This is a genomic window from Eubacterium ventriosum, from assembly GCF_025150745.1.
Classification (GTDB): Bacteria; Bacillota; Clostridia; order Lachnospirales; family Lachnospiraceae; genus Eubacterium_G; species Eubacterium_G ventriosum.
Map to the genome: position 1 here is coordinate 2,754,224 of NZ_CP102282.1, position 12,970 is coordinate 2,767,193.

General features: G+C 34.8%; 9 protein-coding genes. 5 read left to right on the top strand and 4 right to left on the bottom strand.

Going from position 1 to position 12,970, the window contains the following annotated elements:
* Positions 1-93 precede the first annotated feature (93 nt).
* Together nrdD and NQ558_RS12585 are read right to left on the bottom strand one after the other, a co-directional pair.
* Complete coding sequence (gene nrdD, locus NQ558_RS12580) at positions 94-2,283, bottom strand: anaerobic ribonucleoside-triphosphate reductase (RefSeq protein WP_215725025.1); 2,190 nt, start codon at positions 2,281-2,283, stop codon at positions 94-96.
* Positions 2,284-2,491: 208 nt separating this feature from the next.
* Entirely contained in the window at positions 2,492-3,880 is a 1,389-nt protein-coding gene (locus NQ558_RS12585; protein ID WP_005362091.1) for an MATE family efflux transporter, read from the bottom strand.
* Between the two features lie 235 nt (positions 3,881-4,115).
* Between NQ558_RS12585 and NQ558_RS12590 the strand changes: the two genes are divergently transcribed.
* Together NQ558_RS12590 and NQ558_RS12595 are read left to right on the top strand one after the other, a co-directional pair.
* Complete coding sequence (locus NQ558_RS12590) at positions 4,116-5,630, top strand: 4Fe-4S dicluster domain-containing protein (RefSeq protein ID WP_005362093.1); 1,515 nt, start codon at positions 4,116-4,118, stop codon at positions 5,628-5,630.
* Between the two features lie 2 nt (positions 5,631-5,632).
* Positions 5,633-6,193: an ECF transporter S component gene (locus NQ558_RS12595; RefSeq protein ID WP_005362095.1), complete on the top strand. Its 561-nt coding sequence runs from the start codon at positions 5,633-5,635 to the stop codon at positions 6,191-6,193.
* A gap of 226 nt (positions 6,194-6,419) precedes the next feature.
* On the opposite strand, the gene mgtE is transcribed toward NQ558_RS12595, so the two are convergent.
* Positions 6,420-7,847, bottom strand: coding sequence for a magnesium transporter (mgtE, locus tag NQ558_RS12600; protein WP_005362096.1), 1,428 nt, complete (start codon positions 7,845-7,847; stop codon positions 6,420-6,422).
* Positions 7,848-8,565: 718 nt separating this feature from the next.
* Between mgtE and NQ558_RS12605 the strand changes: the two genes are divergently transcribed.
* Together NQ558_RS12605 and NQ558_RS12610 are read left to right on the top strand one after the other, a co-directional pair.
* Complete coding sequence (locus NQ558_RS12605) at positions 8,566-9,645, top strand: sensor histidine kinase (RefSeq protein ID WP_005362098.1); 1,080 nt, start codon at positions 8,566-8,568, stop codon at positions 9,643-9,645.
* Positions 9,646-9,696: 51 nt separating this feature from the next.
* On the top strand, positions 9,697-10,407 hold the full coding sequence (locus tag NQ558_RS12610; protein WP_005362099.1) for a response regulator: 711 nt from the start codon (positions 9,697-9,699) through the stop codon (positions 10,405-10,407).
* Positions 10,408-10,451: 44 nt separating this feature from the next.
* Here NQ558_RS12610 and pyk read toward each other — a convergent pair whose 3' ends face one another.
* Entirely contained in the window at positions 10,452-11,873 is a 1,422-nt protein-coding gene (pyk, locus tag NQ558_RS12615) for a pyruvate kinase (RefSeq protein WP_005362100.1), read from the bottom strand.
* Positions 11,874-12,173: 300 nt separating this feature from the next.
* Between pyk and NQ558_RS12620 the strand changes: the two genes are divergently transcribed.
* Entirely contained in the window at positions 12,174-12,650 is a 477-nt protein-coding gene (locus tag NQ558_RS12620; RefSeq protein ID WP_005362101.1) for an HD domain-containing protein, read from the top strand.
* Positions 12,651-12,970: the final 320 nt, after the last annotated feature.

Here is a 12,970-nt window from a genome sequence, read left to right on the forward strand (position 1 = left end):
TAAATGTTCTTTATTTTGCTTATATAGCCATTGAATCTAAAAAAGACAAAGTCTCCAAACTGTTGAAAACTTTGCCTTTCCTATTAGAATATATTACAAATGTAGAACTCTATCTTTTATTTCCTGAGTTCTTCCCTGATTCCAGAACTGTGTTCCAATATAACCGCATGTTCTTCTTGCAACACTCATCTTGTCCTGATTACGGTTTCCGCAACTTGGACATTCCCATACAAGTTTTCCATTCTTTTCATCAGTTACTATTTGTATTTCCCCATTGTATCCACAGCATTCACAATAATCTGACTTAGTGTTAAGCTCTGCATACATAATATTGTCATAAATAAATTTCATAACCTGAATTACAGCTTCGATATTATCCTGAAGGTTAGGAACTTCAACATAACTGATAGCTCCACCAGGAGATAACTTCTGAAATTCAGATTCGAATTTAAGCTTGCTAAAAGCATCAATCTTCTCTGTTACATGAACATGGTAACTGTTAGTAATATAGTTCTTGTCTGTTACACCTTTTATAATGCCAAATCTCTTCTGAAGGCATTTAGCAAACTTATAAGTTGTTGATTCCATAGGTGTTCCATAAACAGAATAGCTAATATTTTCTGCTGCTTTCCATTCTGCACATTTATCATTAAGTTTCTGCATAACCTTTAAAGCAAATGGCTTAGCTTCGGGATCTGTGTGTGACTTTCCTGTCATTCTTACACACATTTCGTAAAGTCCTGCGTAACCTAATGAGATAGTTGAATATCCATTGTATAATAACTTGTCTAATGTTTCACCCTTCTTAAGTCTTGCCAAAGCACCATTCTGCCAAAGAATAGGGGCAACATCTGAAGGTGTTCCAAGTAATCTTTCATGTCTGCATCTTAAAGCTCTGTGACAAAGCTCTAATCTTTCATCTAATATCTTCCAGAATAGATCCATATCTCCATTAGAAGAACATGCCACATCAACCAAGTTGATTGTTACAACGCCCTGATTAAATCGTCCATAGAACTTGTAGCTTCCGTCAGGATTTCTCTGGCTGTCTTCAACTGTTAAGAATGAACGACATCCCATACATGGATATACACATCCGTTCTTCATTTCACGCATAACCTTAGCTGAAATGTAGTCAGGAACCATTCTCTTTGCTGTACATTTAGCTGATAAAACTGTTAAATCCCAATATTTAGAATCAGGTGTAACATTATCTTCATCAAGTACATATATAATCTTAGGGAATGCAGGTGTAATCCAAACACCTTTTTCATTTTTTACACCCTGTATTCTCTGTTTTAAAACTTCTTCAATTAATACTGCAAGGTCATCTCTTGTCTGTCCTTCAGGAACTTCATCCAAATACATAAACATTGTAACAAAAGGTGCCTGTCCATTACATGTCATTAATGTAATAAGCTGGTACTGAATAGTCTGAATACCTCTTGTGATTTCATCACGAAGTCTTCTTTCAACAATCATCTTAAGCTGTTCGTCTGAGTAGTTAACTCCCACTTCATCACGTTCCTTCATTACTTCCTCAGTAATCTTGTCACGGCTAACCTGTACAAAAGGTGCAAGATGTCCTAATGAAAATGACTGTCCGCCGTACTGGTTACTTGCAACCTGTGCCACAATCTGAGTTGTAACGTTACAAGCTGTATAAAAACTATGAGGTGGATCAATCTTTGTTTCTGAAATGCATGTTCCATTCTCTAACATATCCTTTAAGTTAATAAGGTCACAGTTATGTTCCTTCTGTGCAAAATAGTCAGAATCATGGAAATGAATAATCCCCTGTTCATGTGCCTGCGTAATTTCATCAGGTAATAAAATACGTCTAGTTAAATCCTTGCTAACCTCACCCGCCATATAATCACGCTGAGTTGAGTTAATCGTAGGATTCTTGTTTGAGTTCTCCTGTTTCACCTCTTCATTAATCTGATCAATAAGTGCGAGTATTCCATCATCAGTTGTGTTAGCCTTTCTTGCCATATCTCTCTTATATCTGTAACGAACGTAAATCTGCGCAACTTCATATCCACGCATCTCCATAATGCCACGTTCTACCATATCCTGAATATCTTCTACTGCTGTAGCATGGTTTGACTGACAAATCTGATCCATAACAATCTTGCCAACAGCCTCAATCTGGTACTCATTAAGTCTATGTATCGGTTCTACTTCGTTATTAGCCTTTCTGATGGCATTAAGAATCTTTTGCACATCAAAAACCACTTCTTCACCATTTCTTTTAATTACTCTACGTGTTATCGTCTCCATCTTGTTTCTCCCACAATGTATTATCTTTATATATCTTTATTTTTTAAATGTACTATATCTTGTGTCCACCTAAAGGATTATAGCACAATATATTCCAAATTGTATAGTGCCAATTGCAACAAATTTTATTAAATATTTTATTAAATATTTTTTTATTTTTCTTATTTTCCCATAAATAAAGGCTTTTTCAGATTAAATGGTTTACATATTATCTGCCTGATTTTTTTTCAAAATTTTTAAATACTCCATTTATCACAATCAATGAGATAACTGCTGCCACGAAATCTGCTATAGGAGCTGAAAACATTATGCCCTCTACACCTTCTAAGCCTATTTTTATAAATATAATAGGTAATATTACTAACAACGGAAGTAAGAATATAATCTGCCTTGTAAGTGACAAAAATGTTCCCTTGTTAGGTTCTCCAATTACAGTACAGAATGTTGATGTAATTGGCTGTATTCCGTTTAAGAATGTCATAAATAAGAATATTCTAAAGAATTTTTCCGCAAACATAAAATATTCATTGGAACCTGAACCGAATATTCCGATAATCTGTCTTGGAAATAACTGAAAAATCAGGAACGCTATAGTGGACACCACTGTATTGCATGTTACTGCTATCTTGTACGTCTTCTTTACACGGTCATAATTGCCTGCTCCTGTGTTAAAACTCGCTATAGGCTGTATCCCCTGGGCCACACCAATACATATTGAAAAATATAACTGGTTAACTTTCATAATAATACCTGCACAGGCAATTGGAATTGATGCGCCATAAATTGACAATCCACCGTAATACTTTAATGACTTGTTCATTACAATCTGAACAATCATCATGGCAAGCTGATTAAGTCCCTGCGCCATTCCCAAATGTAATGTTCTAAAAACAAATTCTTTGCAAGGTATTAAATGCTTACGTTCTATCTTAGCTGTTTTGTAATGACGCATATACCACACTACCATCATAAAAGACACAATCTGTCCTATAACAGTTGCAAGAGCTGCTCCTGACATTCCCCATCCAAATCTCATTACAAATAAATAATCTAATATAACATTAATAATTGCTCCCACAAGGTTGCAATACATTGAAAATTTAGGGCTGCCGTCTGCTCTTACAAGATGTGAGCCTCCATTGGCTACCATTACAAATGGGAAGCCAAAAGCAACCACTCCCACATACTCTTTTGCGTAAGGCAAAACTGAGTCAGGTGAACCGAAAAACTTAAGCAAAGGTTCCATAAAAAAAAGTGAGATTAATGCTATTACCACACCTACTCCAAACATTACCGTAAGTGCATTTCCAATAAAATACATAGCCTTCTTCTTATCTCCTGCACCCATATTAAGGTTAAACCCTGCCGCACCACCAATTCCCAGTGCAAGCATTGCGGCAAGACACATAGTTGTTAGGGGAAATGCTATATTTGTTGCTGCATTACCTAACTCACCAACAGTTCTTCCTATAAAGAATTGGTCAACAATATTATATAAAGAAGTTACAAGCATTGATATAATGCTTGGTATTGCAAACTTTCTTAAAAGCCTTCCAACCGGCTCTGTTCCCAATGGATTAACTTTATCTTTTTCCATATTGATTTCCTTTCCCAAATTGCATTTTTTGGCAAAGCGCCAGCGCTATTAATAATACCACTTTTACATATATAATTTCCAGTAAATTAATTAAATTAATAAAAAATATTTAAAATATTTATTTTAGAAGATTGTTATTTTTTTAACATTCTTTTTCTTGTATTGTATTTTCTCCTATGTTATAATTATTTTGATTGCGATTCAATCACGCTATAGATTAACAAAGGAGTAAAAGATGAGAGGAATTTATTCTAATAAAACAGAAATCCGTCACAAGGTATTTACTGAAATTGCCCGTATGGCATATGATGACAGTCCATTGTCACGAATTGAAGATTTACCATATGAAATTGTTCCCGGAGAAATCGGAAAATATTACGATAATATCTTTTTGGAACGTGCCATCGTTGGTGAACGTCTTCGTACAACAATGGGACTTCCTATTAGAAAGATGTCAGAACATGCACCTCTTTCTGAAGGAATTGATGCCAGCGCAATTGACGAGAAATACTACGATCCCCCACTTATTAACATTATTAAGTTTGCATGCCATGCATGTCCTGAGAAACGTGTTTTTATTACAAACGCATGTCAGGGATGTTTAGAGCATCCTTGTATTGAGGTTTGTCCTAAAGATGCAATTAAGATGGTTAAAGGCCGTTCTGTAATCGACCAGGACAAATGTATAAAGTGCGGTAAATGTGCCAGTGCCTGCCCATACAATGCAGTTGTAAAACAGGAACGTCCATGTGCCAAAGCTTGTGGCATGAACGCCATTAAGTCAGACGAATATGGTAGAGCTGATATTGATTATGATCAATGTGTATCCTGTGGTATGTGTTTAGTAAGTTGTCCTTTTAGTGCAATTGTGGACAAGAGTCAGATTTATCAGACTGTTCTTGCATTAAAAAGTGAAGCACCGGTTTATGCTGCCATTGCTCCATCATTTGTACGTCAGTTTGGTGCTGATGTTACACCTGAAATGGTTCGTGCCGCATTAAAAGTATTAGGTTTTGAAGACATGGTTGAAGTTGCCATTGGTGCTGACCTTTGTTCTTTACAGGAAGCTGAGGACTTTCTTGAAAATGTTCCTGCCAATCAGAAATGGATGGGAACTTCATGTTGTCCTGCATGGTCAGTTATGGCTAAGAAGACTTTGCCTGAATATGCCCATTATATTTCAATGTCACTTACACCTATGGTTCTTACTGCAAGAATGATTAAAAAACAACATCCTGAATGTAAGGTTGTATTTATCGGACCTTGTGCTGCCAAGAAATTAGAGGCAAGCAGACGTTCAGTACGAAGCGATGTTGATTTTGTATTAACTTTTGAAGAAACAATGGGATTATTTGATGCCAAAGCTGTTGACTTTAAATCTCTTGAAGTTGAAGAACCACTTCAGACATCAAGTGCACTTGGAAAAGGATTTGCTTCAAGTGGTGGTGTTGCCCAGGCTGTTGTTAAGGTTATTAATGAAATGCGACCTGATATGGAAGTTAAAACAGTTAAGGCTGAAGGTTTGGCCGAATGTAAAAAGATGCTTATGATGGCCAAAGCCGGAAAATATGACGGATATTTATTAGAAGGAATGGCTTGTCCCGGCGGTTGTGTAGGTGGTGCCGGCGTACTTTCAGATGCACGAAAGACTGCAATGGACTTACAAAAAGATATGGCCCGTTCAGAATTAAAAGATCCTACAGAAACACAATACAAAGATTTCTTAGAATTAATAACATCGGAGGATTAGAAATGAAATTAAAAACTAAACATATTACAGTTACTGCAGTCATGATAGCTTTAAGCATTGTTGTAATACAATTTATTAAAGCTCCTCTTATGATTGCCGGACAGAATGTTGCCATCTCAGGTGCCCTCATTAATCTTATACTCATAATTGATACACTTTACTGCGGATTAGTAAGTGGAATTATATTATCAGTAATTATCCCTGTGTTCTCATTTATTTTAACACAGAGTCCACTTATCTCAGCAGTTCCTGTTATACTTCCATGCATCATGATTGGAAACATTGTTTTCGTTCTTTTTGCCTGGTTTGTAAGAAACAAAAAAATCGAACTTAACTTATTACCATTAAGCCTTGTTGTTGGCTCAATTGCAAAAGCCGGAATAATGACACTACTTATTGTACAGTGGGCAATCCCACAGTTTGGTGCTTCACTTGCTCCAAAAATGGTTACAATGGCAAAAGTTACATATTCTACAACACAGTTAGTTGCTGCACTTTTTGGTTCATTCCTTGCTATTATCATTTGGCCAATCGTAAGAGTTGCAGTAAAAGGCATAAAATAAGAATATTTATGTAATAAAACAAAAATGATGTTAGTTTAATTGCTGACATCATTTTTTATGTCTTTTAACTACAGGTATCCTTTCCAAAAATATACATAATTATATTTTCACTTTACAATAGACGGCGGAGCAAAATAAGAAAAGCAACGTGTTTGCATGCAGCCCTTTTCCGGCGATACTAAACCAAAATAAAACAGGAGCTACAACCAATGCAACTCCTGCGTTTTTATGCCATATGAACTATATTTAATAATAATGTCCATGCCAAACCGTAATATGTTACTACGGCCACCAAATCGTTTACTGTTGAAATAAGTGGACCTGAAGCAACTGCCGGGTCTACTTTAATCTTTGTAAAGAAGATAGGAATTATTGTTCCTACAACACTTGAGATTATCATTGCAAGCCATAATGCTCCTCCGATACATCCTGACATTGCAAAGGCATTTACTACCGTCTGTCCTTTTGCAAGCCATATAAATAGTCCTGTTATCATAAATGAAATGGAACCTATTATCATTCCGTTAAAGAATCCTACTTTTAGTTCCTTAAGAACAAAACCTAACTGTTGCTTTAATGTAAGTTCCTCATCTGTTAATACTCTGATTGTTACAGCCAGTGACTGTGTTCCAACGTTACCTGACATTCCAAGTATTACTGACTGGAAACTTACTATGATAGGAAGTGTTGCTATAACGTGTTCAAACATTCCTGTTACTGATGAAACTCCAAGTCCTAGCATTAGTAATATTACAAGCCATGGGATTCTCTTTTTTAAACTTTCAAGCAAAGGTTCTTCCAAATCTTCTTCTGATGTCAAAGCAGCCAACTTAGCGTAGTCTTCACCCATCTCTTCATCTACTACTTCCAATAAGTCCTGAGATGTAATAACACCAAGTATGTGCTGGTCCCTGTCAAGTACAGGAATTGAATCTTCTGAGTAGTCCTTCAAATCTTCAATACAGTCATCTACTGTTTCATGATCGTATACAAAAGGATATGATGTTGTAACCAATGTTTCAAGTACAACATATTCTCTTGCCACAATAAGGTCTGTTAAATCTATTGCTCCGTAAAATTTATTTTCACCGTCAAGTACATATAATGTTGATATATTGTCATTGTCTGCAGCCTGTTCAACTACACGCTTCATTGCCTGCTTAATTGTAAGGTTAAGTGTTAATGTAACATAGTTAGTTGTCATCTTGCTACCGATTTCATCGTCATCATATGACTGAATCAGGTCAATGTCTTTTTTTGCTTCCTTATCCATTAACTGGATAAGTTCCTCGCTCTTTTCATCCTCCAATTCATCAAGAATATCTACTGCATCGTCAGCTTCCATGTTTTCAAGAATGTCTGCCGCAAGTTCTGAATCCAATTCTTCGATAAATTCTTCCGGATCATCTAAATAAGCGAAAACCTCTGAAACTCTTTCAAGTCCCATGATAGAGTAAAGTTTTCTTCTTTCCTTTACATCTAACTTCTCTAAAACTGCTGCTATATCATTCTCATGATAATCATCCAGTTCTTCTTTCTTCTTATACGCAGGTTCGTCGCTTTTTATAATCTGTATAATTTCGTCTTCATAATCATCCCTCTGTGGATTTATATCTTTTAATTCTTTGTCATCGATTTTATCTTCCACTGTCATATACCTCCTCTATCATTTTGTGCCATTCTAATGTGCCCTGTGTATATGCGGGAAAACTGATGTCAGATTCTTATTTTGAGAGAAAAAGCATAATGGATATTTTCTCTGTTTTCTTCAAAATATCTAACATTACAGCTTCGCCCCCAACTGTCAGAACTATCCATTATCTTCACCTCCAAAATTTAATAATTATTTATTAGCACAGAAAAGACTTATGGTCTTAAACCACAAGTCTTCCTACTATATTCTTCACTATTAAATTTAACACTTTTTTCATGATTATGTCAACCTAACCATGACTTTATTATGTACTTTTTTTTCAAGAATTAATCGTTTTTTCTTAAAAACTCATCCCATAGTGCAAATCCGAATCCTAACACTAAAAATATAATTCCCAATACTGTACAAATAGTTCCCATACTTCCCATTGTTTCATTTCCTCCTTCTATTTTTCTTTTTGATTTTTAACTGTCTTTTTCAAGCTTTTTCCATATGATTTTTTATGTTTTTTACTTTTCCACGAATTTAACACTTATGATTTTATTTAACAATATGTTTTGGCACACCTTAACGGCTTATTAATATCAGGCGATAAGTTTTTAACATATTATTAGCTTATAGGGTTTGTTCCTTAGCACTATTTTTACATTTATAATTATTTTCATTTTTCTGTTAAAAGGTTATACTATTTATTAGATTTTTAATTTGGAGAAAAGCTATGAAGTTAATTAAGAACATATCAAAAAAGGATTTTGCAAGAAACACTATTATTACTTTTTTGCTTATGACTGTGGCAACAATTATTTCTTTTGTATTATTTTATACGCCAAATTTTTCGCCGGCTGTTATTGCACCTATATACATTCTTGGATTAATACTTATCGGAACCTTAACTACGGGATATTTACCGGGAATTATTGCAGCAATAATAAGTGTTATATGTATTAATTTTCTTTTTACATATCCTTATTTTCAGCTTAATTTTACAATAACCGGCTATCCTCTTACTTTTATTGTGATGTTGTCAATCTCTCTTATAATAAGTACATATATGACAAGATTTAAGAAACAGGGCATAGCACTTGCCGAAAAAGAGAAGCTTATTGCAGAAGGTGAAAAGGAAAAAATGCGTGCCAACCTGCTTCGCTCTATTTCTCACGACCTACGCACTCCCCTTACAAGCATAATTGGTGCCTCTTCTTCTCTTACTAACGATAGTCTTAACCTATCGGAAGAGGAACGTAGTCATCTTATGCGTAACATTACTGAGGATGCAGCATGGCTGCTTAATATGGTTGAAAATATTTTGTCTGTTACAAAGATTCAGGACGACAACAGAACTCTTAATAAAAGTTCTGAGCCTTTAGAGGAAATTATGTCTGATTCAGTTCACAGAGTTAAAAGACGTATTCCTGACGCAAACATTAAGATAACATTGCCTGATGAGTTTGTTTTGGTTCCAATGGACGCTCTTCTAATTGAGCAGGTTATTATCAATCTTTTAGAAAATGCCCTAAAGCATTCTCATTCCAAGAAGCCTATTGAACTTTATGCCACTATTGAGCCAAAAACTGTTACCGTTTATGTAAAGGACTATGGCATTGGCATTAGTAATGATAAAAAAGATGAGATATTTAAGTCTTATACCCGCAGAAACAACAGCCCTGACAGGGACAAGGGTATGGGCATTGGGCTTTCTATTTGCCAGACTATTATAGAAGCCCACAATGGTGAAATTCATGCAGACACCCATGATGAAGGTTCTGTATTTTATTTTTCACTGCCTAAAGAGGATTAATTTTTGATTAGTTTTACAATCAACATTTTTCAAAAAATTTGGAGGATTATTATGAAAGATTACACTATTCTACTTATTGAAGATGAAAAAAATATTGCAGATTTTGTTGAAAAGATTCTGCGTTCTAATGATTATAAAGTTGTAACAGCTTCCACCGGTGGCGAGGGGCTTTCACTTATAAAATCAAGATGTCCTGACATTATTCTTCTTGACCTTGGACTTCCTGATATGGACGGTCTTGATGTAATTTCAAGTGTGCGTTCATGGTCTTTATGTCCCATTATTGTTCTTTCTGCAAGAACTACTGATAATGATAAAGTATCTTCCTTAGACCTTGGTGCAGATGATTACATAACTAAGCCCTTTAGCACTAATGAACTACTTGCAAGAATAAGAACTTCATTAAGACATAGCAACCGTGTTGTTACTAACGATTCAGTAAGTGAAAAACCTTACGCTGCCCTTGGCCTTAAAATAGATTTTATGAAAAGAATTATTACAAGGGACGGTGAGCCTATTCATCTTACCCCTGTTGAGTACAAAATTGTTGCCTACATTGCCAAAAACTCCGGCAAGGTAATTACATACTCCTCTATTCTTAAAAACGTTTGGGGACCAAATATGGACGAAAATGATAATAAGATTCTGCGAGTTAACATGGCTAACATTCGAAGAAAGATTGAGCCAAATCCTGCGGAACCTACTTATATTCTTACTGAACTGGGTGTGGGATACAGAATGCTGGAAGATTCTTCACTATAAAAAAATGGTTACGTTCTACGAAAATCTGAACGTAACCATTTTTCTTATTCTACAGTCTGAACTTTCATCATATTAGTTGTTCCTGATGTTCCAAGTGGTACACCTGAAGTAATTACTACAATGTCACCCTGATTTACTAACTTGTTCTCTTTTGCAACTTCAACTGCGTAATCAAAAAGTTCCAATACGTCTTCCTTTTCTTTAAGAAGTACAGGAGTCACTCCCCATGAAAGGCTAAGCTGTCTGCAGGTTTTCTCATCTGTTGTACCTGCAATAACCATACAATCAGGTCTACAACTTGAAATCATTCGTGCTGATCTTCCTGACTTAGTAACTGTAAGGATAGCCTTAGCTTCCAAGTCATAAGCTGTTGTACATGTGGCATGGCAAACAGCCTGTGTAATATTTCTTTCTGTATGAATATTCTGGTTGAAAAATCTCTGCTTGTAATTGATATCCATCTCTGTTCTTTCAGCTATTCTAACCATAGTCTGTAATGCGTCAATTGGATACTTACCTGCCGCTGTTTCTCCCGAAAGCATAATTGCACTTGTACCATCATAAATAGCATTGGCAACATCTGTTGTCTCAGCTCTTGTAGGTCTTGGGTTATTCATCATTGAGTCAAGCATCTGTGTAGCTGTTATAACCTTCTTGCCTGCCTGATATACTTTCTTAATAATCATCTTCTGGATAATTGGGACTTCTTCTTCCGGAAGCTCTACTCCCATATCACCTCTGGCAACCATAATGCCATCAGCAGCTTCAATAATTGAATCTATGTTGAGTATTCCTTCACTGTTTTCAATCTTTGCAATAATGTTAATATTTTCGCCACCGTTTTCTTTTAAAATAGCACGAATCTGTTCTACATCTTCTGCACATCTTACAAATGATGCTGCAATATACTCAACATCCTGCTCTATACCAAAAATAATGTCTTTCTTGTCCTGTTCACTTAAATATTCCATGTTAATATGAATGTCAGGAACATTGACACCTTTCTTATCTGAAATCTTTCCGTCGTTCTTTACTTTACAAACAACGTCCTGTCCAACTATTTTTTCAACTTCCATCTTAATAAGACCATCATCTATCAAAATAACTGAACCCGGCTCTACGTCCTTATACAAATCAGGATATGTTATGTTTACACGGTTTTCGTCACCAATGATTTTTTCACCTCCAACCAATGTAAATGTCTGACCTGAAAAAACGTGAACCTTACCATTTTCAAAGTTACCTGTTCTGATTTCAGGTCCCTTTGTATCCAACAATATGGCTACCGGCTTGTTACACTTTTCTCTTAATTCCTTAACTTTGTTCATTCTTCCCAAATGCTCTTCGTGAGAACCGTGAGAGAAATTACATCTTGCTACATTTAAACCATTCTTAATTAATTCTTCTAATACATTGTCCTTATCTGTTGCAGGACCTAATGTACAAACAATTTTAGTTTTTCTCATATCTGCCTTTACCTCTTGTCTTTTTTCTTTTTATAATATAACAATGAACCTATATTTATACAAGTTAAAAATATGTAAAAAAATGAGAAGTAATTTTATTAATTTTTACTTTTGCCTTTTACTACGCTAAAATCAATAATCAAAATTCACAAAATTTTAACCTTTTTTCTCTATACATTTTATATTGATTGGAGTATTATGGTCTTAGATTGTAATATTTTTTATTAACAATTATGAAATGAAAAATAATTGTTTAGAATTAGCAAAATTATTTGATTATTTTGTGAAAGGCATATTTTAATGGAAATTAATTTAGTTTATAGGAATGAGTTTATTAAATTAGTAACACCTATTATTGAGAATGAAAAAGTAAAACGTATGGACAAATATATACAACACGGAACAACAAGTACTTTGGATCATTGCATCGCAGTAGCTTATGTTAGTTTTGCAATGGCAAAGAAACTTAATATCCATTGCGATTACAATAGTTTAATCAGAGGCGCTCTATTGCACGACTACTTCTTATACGACTGGCATGTAAGTGATGAATCACATAAATGGCACGGTTTCAGCCACGCAAGAACAGCTCTTGAGAATGCCTCTCATGACTTTGAACTTACGCCTATAGAAAAGGATATAATTGAGAAGCATATGTTTCCGCTTAACATCAAACTTCCTAAATATAGAGAAAGCTATCTTGTAACAATCGCTGACAAGATTTGTTCTTCATATGAAACAATATATAAAGTTCCGTATGTTGCAATTTATAATTAGGATACAATTTAATTAGATTTAAGAAGTCATATGGATTCAAGTTGAATCTGTATGGCTTTTTGTTTTGTTTGGTGTAATCTTTGTGGAATTTTAAGATATTTTGTTTGTTATTAACTTTGCTGATTCTGGATTTTTAGAAGATTTAATATATTTTATGCTCTATGGATTTCATTTTCTATACTGATAAGATTATCTCACCGAAAAACCCGGAATATGGTTTACATAACATCGTTAAAATGTTACCAAATCTAAAACGTACCCCAAATTTTCACTATTTCATTATTTTTGGGGTACGCAAATTTAATTGTTGTCTGTATAAG

Bases quoted from the DNA above. Each gene is read 5' to 3' on its own strand.
- nrdD (WP_215725025.1), bottom strand. From the start codon at position 2,283: ATGGAGACGATAACACGTAGAGTAATTAAAAGAAATGGTGAAGAAGTG.
- NQ558_RS12585 (WP_005362091.1), bottom strand. From the start codon at position 3,880: ATGGAAAAAGATAAAGTTAATCCATTGGGAACAGAGCCGGTTGGAAGG.
- NQ558_RS12590 (WP_005362093.1), top strand. From the start codon at position 4,116: ATGAGAGGAATTTATTCTAATAAAACAGAAATCCGTCACAAGGTATTT.
- NQ558_RS12595 (WP_005362095.1), top strand. From the start codon at position 5,633: ATGAAATTAAAAACTAAACATATTACAGTTACTGCAGTCATGATAGCT.
- mgtE (WP_005362096.1), bottom strand. From the start codon at position 7,847: ATGACAGTGGAAGATAAAATCGATGACAAAGAATTAAAAGATATAAAT.
- NQ558_RS12605 (WP_005362098.1), top strand. From the start codon at position 8,566: ATGAAGTTAATTAAGAACATATCAAAAAAGGATTTTGCAAGAAACACT.
- NQ558_RS12610 (WP_005362099.1), top strand. From the start codon at position 9,697: ATGAAAGATTACACTATTCTACTTATTGAAGATGAAAAAAATATTGCA.
- pyk (WP_005362100.1), bottom strand. From the start codon at position 11,873: ATGAGAAAAACTAAAATTGTTTGTACATTAGGTCCTGCAACAGATAAG.
- NQ558_RS12620 (WP_005362101.1), top strand. From the start codon at position 12,174: ATGGAAATTAATTTAGTTTATAGGAATGAGTTTATTAAATTAGTAACA.